Genomic DNA, 19,786 nt, shown 5'->3' on the forward strand with positions numbered 1-19,786 from the left:
TAAACTCCCCGCCTATGTCAGCCATATCCAACCTGCTTCATGATCATTTTCCGGAACTGGATAGCCAGCTTAAAGAATTTATTGCCAATGTGGCTGCCGTAAAAGCCATTCCTGCCGGCACTGCAGTGATGCGCAGCGGTCAGTATCTAAAAAACACAATGCTGATTGCTGAAGGACGTATTAAAATATACAGGGAAGGCGATGACGGGAACGAGTTTTTCATGTACTACCTGGAGCCGGGGGATGCCTGTGCGCTGTCGATGATCTGCGCTGCTACGGCCAGGGAAAGTGAGATAATGGCCAGGGCGGTCGAAGATTCTACTATCATCATGATACCGGTTCAGTATATGGAAGAGCTGATGAAAAATTACAAAAGCTGGTACCGGTTTGTTGTGGAAACTTACCGGCACCGCTTTGAAGAACTGCTGGAAGTGCTGGATAGCGTGGTATTTAAAAACATGGATGAGCGGCTGGAGATTTATCTTAAAAATCAATTCAGGCTGCTTGGCGCCAACGAGTTAAAGGTTACCCATCAACAGATCGCATCAGACCTGAACACTTCGCGCGAAGTGGTTACCCGGCTGCTTAAAAAAATGGAGCAGCGTGGCGACATTAAGATTCACCGTTCCCATATCGAACGAATAGCTTAACGTTTTCGTGCAGGATTATCAACACCAGCCCATTCTAATATCTTTTCGAGCGGGCAAAAACGCGTAAGCGAGGACTGCACCAAATTTACGCCAACAAATGCGCCCAGTAACATCCAATATGGACCAACTAACCAGGTAAGCAGCAAGCTAACCAGTACCAACGTACCGGCAACAGCTCTAATAATTCTTTCTTTCATCGTAATAAATTTTATTAGATATAAGCTTCAACAGGCATCACAAAACCCCTTAAAGGGAAGCCATTATTTCTCAGTTCATTATCCCGGGCTATAAGGTCGAGTGCATCCGACGCCTGGCTGGCTCCGGTGAAGCTGAAACCAATTACCGCCTCTGCATTACTCCCTCCTGCGGCAAACCAATCGCCGGTAAGCGGCTCTTTAAAGTCAGGTCGCTCGCCAATGGCATCGACCAGACTAAATACGTTTATACCTGCTTTTTTTAATAACCCCGTTATATGTGCAGCATCCTCCCTGATGCCCAGCACAACCAATACTTTCATCATATCAAACTTTGGTTAATTGCTTTTTCCTCATCATTTTAAAATACAGTAGCGGCACCACCAACAGGGTCAGAAAAGTGGAAGTGATTGTTCCTCCCATCAGTGAAATAGCGAGGCCCTGGAAAATTGGGTCGAACAAAATCACGATAGCGCCCAACGCCACAGCCCCTGCGGTTAGCAGGATTGGGGTCGTTCGCACGGCCCCGGCCTCAATGATAGCCTGTTTGAGGGGAATGCCTTCCCTGAGCCTGATATTTATGAAATCGATCAGCAAAACCGAGTTGCGCACCATTACTCCGGCCAAAGCAATAAAACCTATCATGGAAGTGGCTGTAAAGAATGCGCCCATCAGCCAGTGCCCAACTATGATCCCGATAAGCGAGAGCGGGATAGCCGCCAGCATGATAAGGGGAACGGTAAAGTTTTGAAACCAGCCAACTATCAGCATGTAGATGATAATAATTACCACCAGAAACGCAATACCCAGGTCACGAAATACTTCGAAGGTAATCTGCCATTCGCCGTCCCATTTCAGCGAGAAATTATCTTCAAATGAAGGTTGCTTAGTGTATTCTTCGGTTAACGTATATCCACTGGGCAGCTTTACCTCTTTCAGCCGGTCAGAAATATCACTCATGGCATAAGAAGGGCTTTCAAGCTTACCGGCCATGTCGGCTGTTACATATACCACGCGCTTTTGGTTTTTACGGTAAATGGCTTTTTCTTTTATCTCGTTTACTACCGTAACCACGCTACCTACGGGCACCGGGGCACCCTGCTGGTTAATTATCTTGAGCCCAAGCAGATCATTAACATTTGTTTTGCTGCCGTCGCCTAACTGCAGCGAGATGTTTACCGGCTCTACTGTGTTATCTGTATGTAATATACCCGCGCTCTGTGCCCCCAGCGCAGCATTCATGGTAGCTGCCACTTGTGCCGGGGCTATACCCAGCCTCATAGCTTTGTCCTTATCCACCACAAGGCGGTAACCAGGCTGGTCATGCTCTACACGCCAGTCTACGTCTACCACGTCGGGTGTTTTTTGCATGAGGGCTTTAATCTGCCTTGCTACGGCAATCTGCTGGTTGTAGTCCGGCCCGTATATCTCGGCAACCATTGTCGATAGTACCGGCGGTCCCGGCGGCACTTCTACCATCTTCACATTCGCATTATATTTACGACCTATGGCCTGCACCGCATCACGCATACTTTTTACTATAGCGTGGCTTTGCAGGCTGCGATGTTCCTTATCAACCAGGTTTACCTGTACATCTGCCACGTTGTCGCCGCGCCGCAAGTCATAATGCCGTACCAGGCCGTTAAAGCTGATCGGCGCCGCTGTGCCGATATATTCCTGGTAATTAACAACCAAAGGCTGTTTGGCTATGTAGGCAGCAATCTCGCGGGTTACGGCGGCTGTTCGTTCAAGTGTTGTGCCTTCGGGCATATCAATCACTGCCTGAAACTCGTTCTTATTATCAAACGGAAGCATTTTTACCGCCACCGCTTTGGTATAGAACATAGATATCGATGCAAACAGAACAACTACTGTACCCATAATAAAGGCCCAGCGCTTCCAGCGTATTTCAAGCATGGGATTAATAAAGCGGTAGTAGATGCGGTAAATGCCCGTCTGCTCCAATTCTACCGGCGGCTTTTCTTTACCTGGCTTTTCCTTTTCACGCAGGAATATATAGCCGAGGTAAGGCGTAAGTGTCAGCGCCACTATCAGCGAGAGCAGCATGGCAATGGATGCGCCAATGGGCATCGGGCTCATATAAGGCCCCATTAGTCCGGATACAAACGCCATCGGCAATACAGCCGCAATTACTGTAAAAGTTGCCAGAATGGTAGGATTACCCACTTCATTAATGGCATAAAGGGCTGCCTGCAAAAATGGCAACCGCTTCATTTTAAAATGCCGGTGCATATTTTCGGCGATAATGATGGAGTCGTCTACCACAATCCCGGTGATGAATACCAGGGCAAAAAGGGTGATACGGTTAAGCGTATAATGCAGAAAATAATAAGCAAAAAGCGTTAGCGCAAAGGTGACGGGGACTGAAAGGAATACCACCAGTCCGCCGCGCCAGCCCATAGCCAGCATCACGAAAAGCGTAACCACCACAATGGCGATAAAAAGATGAAGCAGCAATTCGCTTACCTTGGCCGATGCGGTTTCACCGTAATTCCGGGTAGTAGCAACCTGTACATCAGCAGGGATTACCGTCTTTTTCAGGTGTTCAATCTTGTTTAGTATCGTTTCGGAAATGCGCATGGCATCAGCGCCTTTTTTCTTTGCGATTGAGAGTGTAACAGCCGGGAAATCGGCCCCTTTTATTTTCGAGGTATCTGCAGCGCCCTTGCCGAAATAAACATACTGGCTCGGTGTTTCGGGCCCGTCTGTTATTGTGGCTACCTGTTTTAAGTAAACCGGCTGCTGACCATTTGTGCCAACTATAATATCTGCCACCTCATCTGCGGTGTGCAGAAAGTTACCGGTCTCCACGGCAAAGGCTGTATCGTTTTTATACAAATTCCCCGCGGGCAACTGTACATTATTCGCCTGTAACTGGCGGGCAACAGAAAGAAAATCGACACGGTTGCCCGCCATTTTGGCTTTATCCAGTACAACTTTTACCAGGCGGCTGCGGCCGCCAATAATGTTTACGGCTGCAACATCCGGTATTTTCTTAATTTCACTGCTTAATACCTCGCTTATCTGCCGAAGGCGGTAGTCATCATATTGTTTACCCCATACGGTAAGGCCAAGCACCGGTACATCGTCAATGGCCCGGCTTTTAATTAACGGCATGGTCACCCCCTGCGGCATTTTGTCCATATTCTTCAACAACTCGCTGTATAGCTTTACCATTGATCGCTCTACATCTTCGCCTACATAAAACTGAACGATAAGCATAGCCTGCCCCTGCATGGTTGTAGAGTATACATACTCTACACCTTTAATATTGGCAACTATTTTTTCCATTGGGGCTGTCACCCTTGTTTCAACCTCCTTGGGCTGGGCCCCGGGGTAACCGATCATAATATCAGCCATCGGCACCTCTATCTGTGGCTCCTCTTCGCGCGGCATCAGAAACGTACTGTAGGCGCCGATCAGCAAAAAGGCGATCATCAGCAGTATAGTAAGCTTTGAAGTAATAAATGCTTTGGCAATGTTGCCGGCAAATCCTTTTTCCATTTTTGTTCAGTTAATGCTGATGAAACTTATTTAATGCTAACCGGCGCGCCGTTATATAGCCGCCCATCGGCTTGGGTTACAAACAATTCCTTATTGTTCAAACCAGACAATACTTCCACCTGGCTACCGGCAGTTTTGCCAAGACGTACCCATCGCAGTAAAACTGTATTAGACGGGCTAATGATATAAAGCCCGGACAATTCATCCTGGTGAACAATAGCTGATGCCGGAACCATAAGCTGATCGTTGTTGACAGCAGATGCGGCCCCCGGGAGCGTAATAATTACGTTCGCAGACATCCCTGCGTATAAGCCGGACTTTTGTCCGTCGGGAATATCAGCTTTTATAAGGTATTGTCCACCGCCGCCTTCGGCTGATACGCTGATCTGGCTGACCCGGCTGTTGAATGTTTTGGCTGCTGACGGCACATTGATGCTAACCGGCACGCCCTCTTTAACCATTCCCACCTGGCCTTCTGTTAAATAGGCGCTTACCTGGTAACTGCCCGATTTCTCGAGGGTAAGCAGTGGCTGACCGGGGCCGGCCATACTGCCCGCATCGGCCATTTTTTGCGTAATCACTCCTGTAAATGGTGCGGTAATGTTGGCGTATGCTAACGATGCACCTGCTTCGTTGCGCATTGCTTTGGCAGCTTGAAGTTGCGATTGAGCCGCATGATATTGCAAGGTAACATTGTCCAATTCTTTTTGTGTAGCGCTTTGCTGCTTAAAAAGCGTTGTAAACCTATCCAGGTCTTTCCTGGCATTGTTATAGGCAGCTTCGGCCGCAGCAATTGCCGCTTCTGCCTGTGCCTTTTTTGCGCTGATATCCTGGCTGCTTATACTTACCAGCAACTGGCCTTGTTTAACGTGATCGCCTACCTGCACGTGCATGGCGGTTATGTATCCCATAACGCGGGTACTGATATTGGCAACTTGAGTGGACGAGATTTGCCCTGTAATATTTATTTGTCCGTCACCCGTGGCCGAAGCATGAGCCGCTGTAACCGGAATAGGGGCCGTTTTATCCGTCTGGTTCGCTTTTCGCTCAGGCGAGGTACAAGCGGCGATGAATAGCATAAACAACGCTGCACCTGTTATCTTCGTGGTTAAGTAGTTCTTTTTCATGATTGAGTTACTGGGGGTTTTCTGTTGCGGTAAGTAAGCTGATGTATGCCAGCGTAAGGTTTTGAGTGAATTTAGCCTGGGCCAGTGCCAGCTGACGTTGCGCCAGTTGTGTTTGTGCTGATAAAAGATCTATAGTATTGACCAGCCCCTGCTCATACCGGTTTTGTAAAATACGCAGGGCTTCTGCGGCCTGATCTGCCGCGGTGCTTTGCTGTTGCATAGCAAAACGGGCATCGGCAAGGTCACGCAAAGCTTTACTCAATTCCAGTTGCGCCTGTTCTTTTTGCTGAGCCATCTGCCCGGATAATTTTCTGCTTTGGAGCGTCTTTTCAGCAACATCGCTGTGTGTGCGGTTACCTTTAAAAATATCCCACGAAAGCTGCAAGCCTGCGAAATATGAATTGGCATTAAACCCCGTTAACCGGCTATCGTTATACTGGAAATTACCAAAGGCATTGAGTTTGGGAAGAAAGTTCATTTTGGCCGAACGCACCATGAGGACAGAGGCGTCAACTGCTTTTTGCATGGCCTGCAGATCGGGCCGCTCGTTCGGAACAGTTGTCACTGTTTCTGAACTAAACGAAAAATCTCCTTTGATACGATAAACAATGCCAGCCGGCGCGCCTGTCAATATGCCTAATTGATCGGAAGCATTTTCGATATTGCTTTTGGCTTTGGCCAGATCGGCCTCGATAGTGCTCACTTGCACCTGGGCGTTTAATACATCCGATTTTTGGATCAGCCCCTGCTTATAATGATCGTTGGCAAATTTGTATGCCGAGTGTGCAGTAGCCAGCGCCTTTTCAAGTACAGCACGGCCTTCGTATGCCAGTTGCAATTGCAAACAAGCCTGCTGCACCTCGAATACTACGTATTGCCTTGTACGCAAATTGCTGTAACCGTAAACATTTGTTTGCATCTTAGCAGCCTTACGTGCCAGCCACATATCCGGGTTAATCAGGGGCTGTTTAACTTCAAGCTTCGCATTAAAATTCCCTTTTACATCGGGATGGTTTAATAACGCAGGGTTAAAATCGTTGGAAGTAATACCACGCTGCTCCAGCTTAAACCCAAATGCCGATAAAGGGTCGTTTGTGATAAGTGCAGTATAAGTGGCCGTTACTTCGGGTAAAAAAACTGCGTCTGTTTTATGATAATTCGCCTCAGCTATTTTAACATCAAGCCCTGCTATGGCAATTTGCCTGTTATTTGCAAGCGCAGCATGTATGGCACTATCGGGAGTAATTTCTACCGGCGCATCCTGCGCAAATATCCTGCCGCCTGCAAGCATTAGCGCCAACAGGCCATATCGCATTATTGGGGAGCCATATTTTCTCTTCATTTATCGAATAAATTTTTATCAAATGTCGGTAGCGCTTCATGGTCTTCTCGGTGACTTAAATCACTCAAACGCCTTTAATAAAAAAGGCAGCCGTACAGCCGCCCGCATAAATAATATAACGACGCTATTTAGATTGCCTGCAGGTACTTATGCCCAGCGGCAGGTAAAGCGGGCAAAAACCAACTAAACTGGTTAACACAAATATTGCTGCGACAATCAAGAATATTATGGACCATATACCTGTTAGTATATGGGTGAAATAGAGGGTGATTATTATCAACGCCACAACAATACGCAACACACGGTCGAACGTTCCCATATTCTTTTTCATATCTTAAGTTTTAAAAGTTATTTATTACATTAACGCGGCCAGGAGTTTATTCCGCCGACTAAATTGTAGGCGGTAAATCCTGCCTGCTTCATTTTTCTTACCGCAGTAGCGCTACGGGTGCCGCTGCGGCAAAAAACAAAGTAAGTCTTGTCAGCTTCGAGCTTCTGTATCTTTGCGTCAAAATCCCGCGACATAAAATCGATATTTATAGCCTTGCCAATTGTACCGGAGGTAACCTCAGCTGGCGTTCGAACGTCTATTAACTGGGCCTTAGATATACTTTCAAATGCTTTTTTAAACTGGTGGCCCTCCAGATCATGCTCACTCTTACCGAAAAAATCCTTCAACATTGCTTTTATTTTTGAAAATGCCATGGTTTTAATAATCTGTTATATGTGTTTTATTATAAATTTCATTATTATCCGTCAGGCTGGGCATGACAGTCGTCATCCAATTAATTGACTTTCAGCACAGATAGAAAGATTAGTTTGTTATGACCAGGGACAGGCGGACTCGATTAGCCGGAAGTTGCCCGACTGTTTTATGGCCTTGAAGCCACCCTTAACATCAACGAGGTTGTAATAACCCCTTGCACGCAGCATGGAGTTAAAAATCATAGAGCGGTAGCCTCCGGCACAGTGTACATAGTACGTCTCGTCCTTATCTATATCCGCCATATGGCTGTTAATATCGTCTAAAGGCAAATTTCTGGCTCCGGTCACATGTTCAGCCATGTATTCGGATGCTTTTCTCACATCCAGCAGGTGAAGCGGCCTTCCAGAATTCAGCTCCTGCGCCAATTCATCAGCTGAAACAGACCGGATATGATCTGTTTCCTTTCCGGCTGCAGACCAGGCCTCTATTCCGCCCTCCAAATAGCCGGCAGTGTTGTCAAAACCCACCCGGGCCAGGCGTGTTACTACTTCTTCCTCGCGGCCCTTATCAGTAATCAATAATATAGGTTGTTCTATATCAGGGATCAGTGCGCCTACCCAGGGCGCAAAATTGCCATCGATGCCGATGTTAATGGAATTGGGAATAAATGACCTTGCAAATACCTCCGCGTCCCTGGTGTCGAGCAGCAAGGCGCCTGATTCATTTGCAATCACCTCAAAAGAATCAGGCGAAAGAGGCGCCATGCCATTATGGATGACATTGTCGATGCTTTCGTATCCTTCCTTGTTCATTCTAACGTTTACCGGAAAATACGCCGGCGGTGTTGTTAACCCCCCTGTTACTTCGGCAATAAATTCATCGCGTGTCATGTTTGCGCGCAAGGCATAGTTGTATCTTTTTTGATTGCCCAATGTATCGGTAGTTTCTTTACTCATGCTCTTTCCGCAGGCAGAACCAGCGCCGTGTGCCGGATAAATAATCAAATCGTCGCTAAGCGGCATAATTTTATTCCTGAGCGACTCGAATAGTGTGCCTGCTAGTCCTTCCGTAGTCATGCCTGCAGCCTTTTGCGCCAGGTCCGGCCGGCCAACGTCGCCAATAAACAACGTGTCGCCGGAGAATAAGGCTGTTTCTTTACCATTTTCATCTGTCAGTAAATAACAAACAGATTCCATGGTATGCCCCGGTGTATGTATGACGCGTATAGTTACGGCTCCGAGTTTCAATTCTTCACCGTCCTTAGCAATATATGCCCTGAACGAAGGGGCGGCTGTAGGCCCATAAACGATTGTTGCCCCGGTTTTTTCGGCAAGGTCAATGTGTCCTGATACAAAGTCGGCGTGAAAATGGGTTTCCAATACGTACTTGATTCGGGCGCCGGCCTGGTCTGCTTTTTCGATGTAAGGGTAAACTTCGCGCAGCGGATCGATAATGGCTGCCTCGTCCCCCGATTGAATGTAATAGGCGCCCTGCGCCAAACATCCGGTATAGATCTGCTCGATGATCATTGCATTGATTTTTATCTGTACAAAGTTTCCAAACTTCTTCATCATAAACTGTGACTTCTGTCACTCAAATAATTTAGCAACGTACAGTACTTATTTATCATCGGGTGTCCGGCGCAATGGCATAGCGCATGAACCGCCACAGCAGCCTGTATTTGTAATTACCTGGTAAAGTACAAATACTCCGAGCAAACCGATCAGCCAGTTACTTTCAGATATTGCCATGTATATAATTGCGGCGGACATCATCAGTCTGACAATCCGTACCATAGTCCAGCCGGTTAACAGCTGCGCTTTAAAATTCTCCATAATTTATTTTTTTAACAGTAACTCCTTAATAATAATATAGATACCCATAGCCAGCACAAACCAGCCAAACCCCTTCTTTAGTTTGCTGCCATCGATCTTTTTACCGAGGTAGCCGCCGATAAAAATCCCGGCGATTGCGATGGCTGTGATTTTTCCAAGAAAAAGCCAGTCGATATTAAAGTGACCCAAATCGCCTGTAAATCCTATAAGGGAATTAAGTGCAATGATCAGCAACGAAGTACCAATCGCTCTTTTCATCGGCAGCCCGACAAATAACACCAATGCCGGTATCAGTAAAAATCCGCCGCCAGCACCCAGGATACCTGTTGCCAGGCCAATGGCAATACCATAGCTCATAAACTTTGGAATATTTAATTTTTTGTCCTTTCCAGCTGCTTCTTCCTTGTTTTCGCCACTCCTGATCATGGCTCTGGCTGCCCATATCATTAATATGGCAAATAGTACCATTGTAAGGATATTCTCAGTTAGTTCAAACGAACCAACCCAGGCAATGTGCTTAGGTATGGCAGGTATAATAAATCTTCGGGTCATGAAAACCGTTGTAATCGAGCTAAGCCCAAAGAGAAGTGCGGTTTTGATGCTTACCAGTCCTTTAAGATAATTATTGATTGCTCCGACCAGGCTGGCGGAACCCACAATAAACAACGAATAAGAAGTTGCCAATAAGGGTGTAGTGCCAAACAGATATACCAAAACCGGCACTGTCAAAATTGAGCCGCCACCGCCAATAAGACCGAGCGAGATGCCAATCAGAGCTGCAGCGAGATAAGCCAGTACTTGCATATGCAAAATTTAACAAGCAAATATGGCTAAGCATCTGCTCAATAAGGGTGACTAATGTCACTGAGGGAAACATAAACGTAATAATTTTAACAGCTGACCAAAAATCTTCAAGTGCATACAAACAATTATCCTCAAAGCTTGTTCCCGTTTATGTTTTTATTACGGTACTAAAAACCGATTACGACCTTTTACCTGCTGATGCCAAAATTGAAAACCAGGACGCCATATCGCATGACTAAAAACCGGCGTTTTTTATTCCCTGATTTAACCATAAATCATCCGGACGCTTTATGAAACTTGCGACCCAAATATCGCTGGGGTTGTTTATAGCTATCTCTATTGACCTGGTTGACTCGTATGTAAATTATTCTTTAACGAAAAAAGTTAATACGAACACCGATTTTCTGACTACATCGGAGGCTATCATCCGGACATCCAGCAACTTAAACCGGAGCATTATTGACATGCAAAACGGTTTGAGGGGGTTCTTGCTTTCGGGCAATCAGAGGTTTCTTGTGCGTTACGAAAGCGGATTAAAAACGATCCCTGAACTACTGAAACAGGAAAAAGGTCTGATTATTTCCTCAGCGCTGCAAACGGCCCGTCTTGATTCTATCAAAGCTATTCATAACGTATGGCTCACTTTTGCCAATCAAATTATTGATGCAAAAAAGAAGGCCATTGCCGATCCCCGCTTGAATAATAACTACCGGAAATTATTTGAAGAGCAAACCAATTTAAATACCGGCAAAAATTACAACGAAGAAATCACAGCTCTGTTTGCATCATTTGATCAGTACGAATATGATGTGCGGGCAAAAAGGAGAAAGGCGCTTACCGATTCAATTGCCGCGACGGACAGATTTTCACTTTTTTTTAGTTTATTACTCATTGTAGCCGGATCCGGGCTATCAATTTACCTGGTGAGGAAAATAACTCAACGTATAGACTCCATGGTGAAATTAGCTGAAGATATCTCTGCGGGGGAGTTCCCTACGGTAACCGATGACAAGAAAGACGAGCTTACAAGCCTTTCGCTGTCGCTCAACCTGATGTCGCAAAAACTCAGCCGGAATATTACCGAACTGGAGAGAAAGAACGATGAACTGGATCAGTTTGCCTATGTGGTTTCGCATGACCTGAAAGCTCCGATAAGAGGTATTTCAAACGCAGTACAGTGGATAAAGGAAGACTTGCCGGAGGAAATGTCTCCCAGCATGAAGAAGTACCTAGGCATTATTCCGGAACGACTGAAACGCATGGCCGATCTTATTGACGGGCTACTGGCGTATGCGCGGATTGGGCGGGGAAAATATCCCAGGGAAATAGTGAATGTAGCCGACTTAATCAGGGAAATAGCGGATCTTGTTGTTCCTGAGGGATATCAACTGACTATGAAAAATCTTCCGGTACTATCTACCGAAAAGATATTGCTTGAACAGGTATTCGGAAATTTGCTGAGTAATGCCGTAAAGTATACACCGCAACAAGGTGCGCAGATAGAAGTAAGCTGTAGTGAACACCGGAATTTTTATGAGTTTGCTGTGTCAGACAACGGCATTGGTATTGAACAGGAGTACCATAAAAAAATTTTTGAAATGTTTCAGACGTTAAGAGAAAAGCATGACGAAGAAAGTACCGGGATTGGCCTTGCTATCGTAAAAAAAATTATTGAAGGAAATGAAGGGACAGTCAGGGTTGTATCTTCGGCGGGCAAAGGCACGCGTTTTTTGTTCACCTGGCCTAAGAACTAACATGAAAAAGATTTTATTAGTTGAAGATGACGAACTCGACGTTATAAGCGTACAGAGGTCTTTGAGAAAGATTGAAGTGGAACACGAACTGGTTACGGCCTATAATGGCGTCGAAGCTTTGGATAAGCTGCGGGGAAACCAGCGCAATCCCCCCATGAACCCTTTGCCTGATGTTATATTATTAGATATAAACATGCCGAAAATGAATGGCTTGCAGTTTTTGTCGATATTAAGAGACGACCCGCTACTAAAGCACCTTAAAGTTATTATTATGACAACTTCGGGAGAAGAACACGACAGGGCAGTAACCGGAAGACTGGGTGTTTCGGGCTATCTTATTAAGCCGTTAAATTTTACCAATAACGATAAGCGGCCTGACTCTATGGACGGTTTCGTCCAATTCCATCTCCGTAATATCTTAGCGAATCTGGAATAAGGCCGAAAAAGCGCCCCTGCACTGATATTTATTGCTAAATTGCCATGGTAACTTTTTACTATGACCATTAGCGAAATTTTATCCATCACCATTGTTTTAGCCGCGGTATTCGCCTACGTTAATCACCGGTTGATTAAATGGCCGCCTACTATAGGTATAATGGTGATCTCGCTCAGTTTATCGATGTTGCTGGTTGTGTTCGGCAGTTTACACCCGTTTCTGTCAAAAAAGGCGCTTCAGCTGGCGTCATCTATTGACTTCCAGTATGTGCTGATGAATTTTATGCTGAGCTTTCTTCTTTTTGCAGGGGCGATACACATTAATGCCGACCAGCTAAGAAAAGAGAAGTGGCCTGTATTGCTTTTTTCCACACTCGGGACGCTCATTTCAACCACGATCGTAGGTTCTGCTACGTGGCTGCTATTCCAGGTATTTCATTATCCTGTTCCGTTCATTTACTGCCTGCTTTTCGGGTCGCTCATATCACCAACCGATCCGATAGCCGTGCTGGCTATCTTAAAAAACGCGAAAATACCATCCTCGTTAGAATTGAAAATATCAGGCGAGTCCCTTTTTAATGATGGGGTGGCAGTGGTAATATTTATCACACTTTTCGAGGCCGCTCAAACGGGTGCGGCTACTATTGATTTTGTGAGTGTATCCAGGCTGTTTTTACAGGAGGCCGTCGGAGGGGTTGTGTTTGGGGCTGTATTAGGTTATGCCGGCTATTATGCCCTCCGGCCGATTGACGACTACAAAGTGGAAGTGCTTGTTACCCTGGCGATAGTAATGGGCGGTTATTTTATTGCCGGGCGGCTGCACATATCCGGACCATTAGCAATGGTAGTAGCCGGAATAATTACCGGTAACAAAGTAAAGGACCAGGCCCTCTCTCATGTAAGCAGAGATTATTTAGGCAAGTTTTGGGAACTGATAGACGAAATATTAAATGCTGTATTATTTCTATTTATTGGCCTGGAAATGCTTGTCATTAAGATTAACACAACAGTGCTGATTATAGGTGCGATCATGATCTTAGTCGTGCTGTTAGCTCGCTGGGTTTGTGTTCTGCTTCCTGTTCAACTGTTACAGTTTAAAATCCGGTTCGAAAAACATGCAATTGCGATTTTAACTTGGGGCGGTCTGCGGGGCGGCCTTTCGGTGGCGCTGGCCTTGTCATTAACCGCAACAATGCATCGGGACGAATTTGTTTTGATAACCTATATGGTGGTTGTTTTTTCAATACTGGTGCAAGGGCTGTCAATTGGTTGGGTCACCAGGCGACTGCTTCGTGAAAATTAAGACAGCACATATCTGATAGACTTACTTACAATACCTCACCTCATAAAGCCATTTTAACTGGCACTCTGCTTATTTACGTAATATCACGCGACTTAATACGTAAAACTACGCGATGTTAAAATAATAAACGCGGGATTTTGATTAATTTAGGCTGAAAACAAGCTAATTACTGCTTTTATGCAGTTTATATCTTGCCGGGCCGACTTGTTTTGAAGTTGAAATAATAATTAATAAGTATTAGTTTTATAGCGACTATTATTAATAACCTATTAATTTGAACTCAAATGAAAACCACAACTGGTCCGTCTGTACTTACAGGTAAGGAAGGCGGCGAACTTGACCTGGAGCAAGCAAAAACCTGGATAAAAAATCACCAGGACAGGCATCCGCACGAGCCTCATTCACATTATTTCGGAAAAGAGATATTACAAAAAATTTTAAACCAGGAAGGTTGTGTTGGCTTGCGTTTTCATCACGGCCACAGTGGTGCATTGGGTGAAGAAGGTGGTTCCCGCCATCTCGTCATAACAGGGGTAACTGCCAACGGCAGTGATATGATGAATGTTAAGCCGGCAAAGCTAAACAAAACAGAAATGGCATCAGTAACTGCGTTTGATACCGTCGGCGACCAGTCGGTACCCTGCCCTGGTTCGTTAGGCTGCCCTTAACAAAAACAACATGCTTCAATTTTTAACTTTATTAAGCGTTGTGTCGGGTTTATTTCCCGTCCTGGCAGCGCTTTTGAATTATAAGCACCTCGATAAGGTGTTAAAACTTGCAACAGCTTTTTTCCTGATGAATGTACTGTCAGACCTGTTGCAGGTTTTAACTTTGGTGTTAAGGACAAAAAATAATCAGCCTATCTTACATGCCAATATTATTTTAAGCGTCCTGTTTCTTATCGGTATTTATTATTATTCTTTTGTTTTTATCAGGTTAAAAAGATTCGTATTATCAACAGGCTTAGTTGCTGTACTTGCCTTGATTTACTGCCTTATCTATATTAACGGCATTTGGGACTATCCCTCATCGGCAAATACCGTTTTAAGCCTGCTGACTATACTCTTCTCCATAATTTATTTTGTGCAGTTATTAAACCAGCAGGAGTTTGTACACATTGAGCGACTCGGCTTTTTCTGGATAAACTCCGGATTATTGTTTTATTTTTCAGTCAATATCTTCCTTTTTATGCTTTTTAAAAGGATGATTGCCAACCACCTGCAGGAGTATTATATGATACACAATGTAACGAATATCATAGCCAACATACTGTTTTCCGTGGGAATGCTCTGTAAACCGCAAAAAAGCGCATGAGCGGCTACGTTCAATTTCGGCCTGCGTACTACCACTGAACTTGTTACGTAAAACTACGTGATTATTTACGGGCAGTGCTTTTGGTCAAATCTGTAACAGTCTGATTAAAAGAAAATTACACTAAACAGGGCAGATTCGTCTTCCCTGAGTGTTCGCTCCCTTAAGTTGAAATACTAACTAATTAGCTTTAGTTTTAGATAGTATTTGCAATATCCCCAACGATTAAACTATGGAAAAAGAATCAAGGTCTGCCGAATTGACCGGCAGGGAGGGCGAAATATTTAACTTTAAACTGGCTGCCCAATGGACAAAAAACTATCGTGATATAAACCGCGGAGAGATTATATCCCAGTTTTTTGGACGCGAGATTCTGAATAAGTTGCTTGAACAGCCCGGATGCATGGGTATCCGGATGTACTATGCTAATGATAAACCAGTTAACGGCTGGCAGCGAATTATACTTTCAATAAGCCGCTTTTTGTTGAAAGTTATAGGCAATATAGAAGGCAAGCCCCACCTGATATTGGTTGGCGCCTCCAAAGACGGCAGCGACATACTTCCCGAGGCTGATTTAGAGGCCGAAGCACCGGAACAGCTGACAAGCGCCGGCATGAGGGCTGCAACAGCTGCGGCAGCCCCAACAGGGCTGGTTGTACAAATAGCTATGCCCTGCCCGGGTTCGGCAAACTGCCCCAAAAATTCACTATCGGGCAAATAATACCTTTACACTAATGTCTTTAGAGAATATCCTGAACTATTTATCGCTTTTCTCGGGTCTTTTTCCGGTTATTGCAGCTATTTACCGATATAGAACATTAAGCTCTGTGTTAAGGCTGATGGCAATATTTTTCTTTATTTCAGCCCTTGTTGACACCCTCCTTCTGATAACACCCCGGATAGGTATTCTTAATAATGCTCCGTTGATCCATGGCTTCACCGTAATTATCGTCATTTTTTTTGGTATAGTTTATTACCGCTCTTTCTATATACCCTCACTAAAAAAAATAACTCTCGGGGCTTGCATACTGGCTTTTGCAGGAATTATATATGGCTTGATTATCGAGGGAATCATGTCTTTTCCATCCTTTGCCAACTCATTTTTAAGCGTGGTCTTCACGCTGTTGTCACTTTTATATTTCTACCAGTTGCTAAATGCGAAAGAGTTTGTGCACATTGAAAGCCAGCCCATGTTCTGGATAAATTCTGCAGTGCTGTTTTATTTCGGAATAAATATATTTTTGTTTATGCTGTTCGATAAATTTTTTAGTCACAGCACTGATGATGTTTGGATAATTCACGACCTTACCAACGTATTTGCTAATATTTTTTATTCAATAGGATTGCTTTGCCAAAACCGACGGACGAAAACGACCTTATACCGATACTGATTACCGGCACGCTGGTAATTGTTATCCTGATTGTTTTTTTATTCTTTTTCGTGATTATCTATCAGCGAAAAATGATAAAGAACCAGGCCGAGGTGCGCAAACTGCACGACGAGAAACAGACCGACCTATTAAACGCAGTTTTTGAAACGCAGGAAAGTGAGCGAAAGCGCCTGGCCGAAGATCTGCATGACAGTGTGGGGCAGGTATTATCAGCTATAAAGCTTAATCTGCACCGGCTCGAAAAAAAATCGGCTGATAAAATTGCCGACCCTTTGCTGGCTGATACCCGGCGCCTGACCGATGAGAGCATACAGGAGATACGAAACATCATCCATAATGTATTGCCACCGGTTTTAACAGACTATGGCCTTAAAGAAGCCCTTGAAGGCCTATGCCTGAAAATGCAGGAAACAACAAGCGTTAAAGTGCATTGTAAGACTAACCTCGATGAAATAAGGCTGCGGCCCGAACTAGAGCTGGCTTTTTACCGCATGGCCCAGGAATTATTCAGCAACGCTATAAAACATGCCGATGCCAGCATCATTCATTTAACCATTACCAAAGAGGATGGATGGCTGGTGATGGAATTTAAAGATAATGGTAAAGGATTTAACATGGATGAAGTGAAGCATGGTTTCGGGCTCAAAAACCTGCAAAGCCGGATTCAATTGCTGAACGGCGATGTTAAAGTTTACACAAAGCCGCAAAACGGCACTATTACGATTATAAGGGCAATGATATAATAACCGCTTTTGCTACCTTTATTTACTTTTAAGCAACTATGGAAAAAATCAGACTAGCAATTGCGGATGACCACAAGATTTTTAGAAATGGTTTAAAGGCTACGCTGGAAGATTGTGACAACTTCGACCTCATTATCGAAGCATCCAACGGGAAGCAGCTGATTGGCATGCTGACCGAACTTACCCCTGATGTGATCTTGATGGATATCAAAATGCCCGAAATGGATGGCATACAAACCACCACTGCCGTAAAGCAGAAATATAAGGACATTAAGGTGCTTGCCTTATCAATGTTTAATGAGGACAAGTACATTGTCGACATGATGAAAGCAGGGGCTTCAGGCTATCTTCTGAAAAATGCGGAGCCAGAAGAAATCATTGAGGCCATACAAACGGTATATCATAAAGATTACTACTTTAACGAACACCTTTCAATAACCTTAATTAAACAGCTGGCAGGAAACAACGCAGGGGGTGGCCCGTCACAATCACTAGCTGATTTTAATGAGCGTGAAATAGAAGTTTTACGCCTGGTATGCCAGGAGTATTCCAACCAGGAAATTGCCGATAAAATTTGCCTGAGCGTGCGCACTGTTGAAGGCTACCGCGCCCGTCTGTTCGAAAAAACACGTTCCAAAAACCTGGTGGGCCTGGTGATTTTTGCAATCAGGACAGGGATAATTAATGTTTGATTTTAACCTAAAAGCAGAAAGACCAAAGCTAACGCCTATACGAGCTTTAACCTTTCTGCTTTTAGCTAACGTTATGCTTCCACCGACAACTTTTCGCCAATCTGTTGCCTCCACATGGCGTAATACAAGCCTTTTTGCGAAAGCAAATCAAAATGACGGCCCGATTCCACTATCTTACCTTTTTCAAGGACGTAAATCTGGTCGGCGTGCATAATGGTTGAAAGGCGGTGGGCTATCAGTATAGTGATATGATTATCCAATACAGACACATCGCGGATGGTTTCGGTAATCTCTTCTTCGGTTATAGAGTCAAGCGATGAAGTAGCCTCATCAAATACTAAAATATCCGGCCTGCGCAACAAAGCGCGGGCTATGGATAAACGCTGTTTTTCGCCACCCGATACCTTCACACCGCCTTCGCCAATAACCGTACTTAATCCTTTGTCTGCCCTGGCCAGCAAGGTTTGGCATGCAGCCCGCTGCAAAACTTCCATACATTCCTCGTCGGTAGCGCCGGGGCGTACGAACAACAGGTTCTCGCGAATGGTGCCTGAAAACAACTGGGTATCCTGTGTAACAAAACCAACCTTTTCGCGCAGTTGGTCCAGGTCTAGTTCTTTACTTAACGTACCGTTATATAAAATATCGCCTTCAAGCGGCTGGTACAAGCCAACCAACAGTTTCACCAATGTGGTTTTTCCTGAGCCTGACGGACCAACAAAAGCAATGGTTTCCCCTGTATTAACCTCAAAGGTGATATTATTGAGCGCGTTGCGGTTAGCGGTTAAATGCTTGAAGGTTACATTATCGAATGTAAGGGTTTTAACTTTTTCAAGCAATACAGGCTTTTCCGGCTTAGGGTCAATAGGAGTATTTAATATACCCTGAAAGTTTCCTAATGACACCTCGGCTTCGCGCCAGGCCACAATAACGTTACCTAATTCCTGCAAAGGGTTGAACAGGAAAAACGAATAAAATAAAAAACTAAAATATTGCCCGGGAGATATCGTTTGCTTAAATATCAATAGCAACAACACCACAACCATCATACTGCGCACAAAGTTTACAGTGGTTCCCTGCACAAAGCTCATACTTCGCACATATTTTACCTTTTTGAGTTCAAGACCGAGTATCTTGTATGTGGTATTATTAAGCCGCTCGATTTCCTGCTTAACAAGACCAAGACTCTTAACAAGCTCGATATTCCGCAATGATTCAGTTGTGGAGCCCGCAAGAGCTGTGGTTTCTGCTACGATGGTGCGTTGTATTTTTTTAATGCGGCGGCTCATGGCCATACTTACGAACGCAATTATGGGGATGGCGCCAAAATAAACGAGGGTAACCTGGTAACTTACCCTGAGCGAATAGATAATTACAAATATCATCCCGATCAGGCTCACAAACAATATTCCGATAAATGAAGTGATGAATTTTTCATTATCCAGCCTTACTTTTTGCAGGATGCCTAACGTTTCGCCACTTCGTTGGTCTTCAAAAACCTGGTAAGGCAATTCCAGCGAGTGCTTCAGGCCATCGGCATACATTTCGGCGCCGGTTTTCTGGGTAATGATATTGGTAAAATAATCTTGAAAGTTTTTTGCTATGCGCGATACCATGGCAACGCCGATAGCCATGCTCACCAGCACAATAATATTGTGCACGTAGGTTGAATATTCGAGTGTAGCGCGTTTCTCAATCACCTCGTCCACAATGCGGCCAGTGATGTATGGATCCAGCAGTGAGAAACCAATATTGAGGGCGGCCATTAAGAGAGCCAAAGCAACTACCCAGCGATGTTTTGATAAATATGATAGGAGTATTTTCATCCGGCAAAAAAATTTTTCAGCAAAAATAATTAAAGCACGGCCCTAAGCATCTCATTGCCATTAATTTGACATTTGGCGTATCTTTTTGCTAATGCTCCTTAATCACGGATGTACGGAGTGACAGAACACATCCCGCCACCCTGCAAAC

21 protein-coding genes are annotated in these 19,786 nt (G+C 44.7%); 10 read left to right on the forward strand and 11 right to left on the reverse strand.

Translation table 11 applies throughout. The annotated features are described in order from the left end of the window. Nucleotides 1-14: 14 nt before the first annotated feature. On the forward strand, nucleotides 15-650 hold the full coding sequence (locus Q3W13_RS17345) for a Crp/Fnr family transcriptional regulator (RefSeq protein ID WP_302865892.1): 636 nt from the start codon (nucleotides 15-17) through the stop codon (nucleotides 648-650). On the opposite strand, the gene Q3W13_RS17350 is transcribed toward Q3W13_RS17345, so the two are convergent. The 10 genes from Q3W13_RS17350 to Q3W13_RS17395 all read right to left on the reverse strand — a co-directional run bounded on the left by Q3W13_RS17350 (nucleotide 647) and on the right by Q3W13_RS17395 (nucleotide 10,183). Further along, nucleotides 647-847, reverse strand: coding sequence for a DUF2892 domain-containing protein (locus Q3W13_RS17350; RefSeq protein ID WP_302865893.1), 201 nt, complete (start codon nucleotides 845-847; stop codon nucleotides 647-649). The genes Q3W13_RS17345 and Q3W13_RS17350 overlap by 4 nt on opposite strands. A 14-nt stretch (nucleotides 848-861) precedes the next feature. Continuing rightward, nucleotides 862-1,170: a hypothetical protein gene (locus Q3W13_RS17355; protein WP_302865894.1), complete on the reverse strand. Its 309-nt coding sequence runs from the start codon at nucleotides 1,168-1,170 to the stop codon at nucleotides 862-864. A gap of 1 nt (nucleotide 1,171) precedes the next feature. Further along, complete coding sequence (locus Q3W13_RS17360) at nucleotides 1,172-4,369, reverse strand: efflux RND transporter permease subunit (RefSeq protein WP_302865896.1); 3,198 nt, start codon at nucleotides 4,367-4,369, stop codon at nucleotides 1,172-1,174. Nucleotides 4,370-4,395: 26 nt separating this feature from the next. Beyond that, nucleotides 4,396-5,496 (reverse strand): efflux RND transporter periplasmic adaptor subunit, encoded by a 1,101-nt coding sequence (locus Q3W13_RS17365; RefSeq protein WP_302865897.1) that lies wholly within the window; start codon nucleotides 5,494-5,496, stop codon nucleotides 4,396-4,398. Nucleotides 5,497-5,503: 7 nt separating this feature from the next. Continuing rightward, nucleotides 5,504-6,838, reverse strand: a complete 1,335-nt coding sequence (locus Q3W13_RS17370) for a TolC family protein (RefSeq protein ID WP_302865899.1) — start codon at nucleotides 6,836-6,838, stop codon at nucleotides 5,504-5,506. 124 nt (nucleotides 6,839-6,962) lie between these two features. Further along, nucleotides 6,963-7,169, reverse strand: coding sequence for a DUF2892 domain-containing protein (locus tag Q3W13_RS17375; RefSeq protein ID WP_302865901.1), 207 nt, complete (start codon nucleotides 7,167-7,169; stop codon nucleotides 6,963-6,965). Between the two features lie 29 nt (nucleotides 7,170-7,198). Then, entirely contained in the window at nucleotides 7,199-7,543 is a 345-nt protein-coding gene (locus Q3W13_RS17380; protein ID WP_302865902.1) for a rhodanese-like domain-containing protein, read from the reverse strand. A 117-nt stretch (nucleotides 7,544-7,660) separates the two neighbouring features. After that, entirely contained in the window at nucleotides 7,661-9,118 is a 1,458-nt protein-coding gene (locus tag Q3W13_RS17385; RefSeq protein WP_302865903.1) for a rhodanese-like domain-containing protein, read from the reverse strand. A gap of 45 nt (nucleotides 9,119-9,163) precedes the next feature. Next, nucleotides 9,164-9,379: a hypothetical protein gene (locus tag Q3W13_RS17390; protein WP_302865905.1), complete on the reverse strand. Its 216-nt coding sequence runs from the start codon at nucleotides 9,377-9,379 to the stop codon at nucleotides 9,164-9,166. A 3-nt stretch (nucleotides 9,380-9,382) separates the two neighbouring features. After that, nucleotides 9,383-10,183: a sulfite exporter TauE/SafE family protein gene (locus tag Q3W13_RS17395; RefSeq protein WP_302865907.1), complete on the reverse strand. Its 801-nt coding sequence runs from the start codon at nucleotides 10,181-10,183 to the stop codon at nucleotides 9,383-9,385. A 290-nt stretch (nucleotides 10,184-10,473) separates the two neighbouring features. Between Q3W13_RS17395 and Q3W13_RS17400 the strand changes: the two genes are divergently transcribed. The 9 genes from Q3W13_RS17400 (at nucleotide 10,474) to Q3W13_RS17440 (ending at nucleotide 17,812) form a co-directional block, all read left to right on the forward strand. Next, nucleotides 10,474-11,937, forward strand: a complete 1,464-nt coding sequence (locus Q3W13_RS17400) for an ATP-binding protein (protein ID WP_302865908.1) — start codon at nucleotides 10,474-10,476, stop codon at nucleotides 11,935-11,937. A gap of 1 nt (nucleotide 11,938) precedes the next feature. Further along, nucleotides 11,939-12,373 carry a response regulator gene (locus Q3W13_RS17405; protein ID WP_302865911.1) on the forward strand — a complete coding sequence of 145 codons (435 nt, stop codon included), beginning with the start codon at nucleotides 11,939-11,941 and terminating at the stop codon, nucleotides 12,371-12,373. A gap of 60 nt (nucleotides 12,374-12,433) precedes the next feature. After that, complete coding sequence (locus tag Q3W13_RS17410) at nucleotides 12,434-13,675, forward strand: sodium:proton antiporter (protein ID WP_302865913.1); 1,242 nt, start codon at nucleotides 12,434-12,436, stop codon at nucleotides 13,673-13,675. A gap of 284 nt (nucleotides 13,676-13,959) precedes the next feature. Further along, nucleotides 13,960-14,343 carry a hypothetical protein gene (locus Q3W13_RS17415; protein ID WP_302865915.1) on the forward strand — a complete coding sequence of 128 codons (384 nt, stop codon included), beginning with the start codon at nucleotides 13,960-13,962 and terminating at the stop codon, nucleotides 14,341-14,343. 10 nt (nucleotides 14,344-14,353) lie between these two features. Beyond that, nucleotides 14,354-14,989, forward strand: coding sequence for a hypothetical protein (locus Q3W13_RS17420; RefSeq protein WP_302865916.1), 636 nt, complete (start codon nucleotides 14,354-14,356; stop codon nucleotides 14,987-14,989). Between the two features lie 229 nt (nucleotides 14,990-15,218). Then, nucleotides 15,219-15,707, forward strand: a complete 489-nt coding sequence (locus Q3W13_RS17425; protein ID WP_302865918.1) for a hypothetical protein — start codon at nucleotides 15,219-15,221, stop codon at nucleotides 15,705-15,707. Nucleotides 15,708-15,720: 13 nt separating this feature from the next. Further along, on the forward strand, nucleotides 15,721-16,377 hold the full coding sequence (locus Q3W13_RS17430; protein WP_302865920.1) for a hypothetical protein: 657 nt from the start codon (nucleotides 15,721-15,723) through the stop codon (nucleotides 16,375-16,377). Beyond that, nucleotides 16,335-17,120, forward strand: a complete 786-nt coding sequence (locus tag Q3W13_RS17435) for a sensor histidine kinase (RefSeq protein ID WP_302865922.1) — start codon at nucleotides 16,335-16,337, stop codon at nucleotides 17,118-17,120. Before Q3W13_RS17430 ends, Q3W13_RS17435 begins: the two co-directional genes overlap by 43 nt. A 38-nt stretch (nucleotides 17,121-17,158) precedes the next feature. Then, nucleotides 17,159-17,812, forward strand: a complete 654-nt coding sequence (locus Q3W13_RS17440; protein WP_302865924.1) for a response regulator transcription factor — start codon at nucleotides 17,159-17,161, stop codon at nucleotides 17,810-17,812. Nucleotides 17,813-17,883: 71 nt separating this feature from the next. Here the strand turns inward: Q3W13_RS17440 and Q3W13_RS17445 are convergent, their stop codons facing one another. Beyond that, nucleotides 17,884-19,638 carry an ABC transporter ATP-binding protein gene (locus Q3W13_RS17445; RefSeq protein ID WP_302865926.1) on the reverse strand — a complete coding sequence of 585 codons (1,755 nt, stop codon included), beginning with the start codon at nucleotides 19,636-19,638 and terminating at the stop codon, nucleotides 17,884-17,886. Nucleotides 19,639-19,786 lie beyond the last annotated feature (148 nt).

Source organism: Mucilaginibacter sp. L3T2-6, from assembly GCF_030519355.1.
Classification (GTDB): domain Bacteria; phylum Bacteroidota; class Bacteroidia; order Sphingobacteriales; family Sphingobacteriaceae; genus Mucilaginibacter.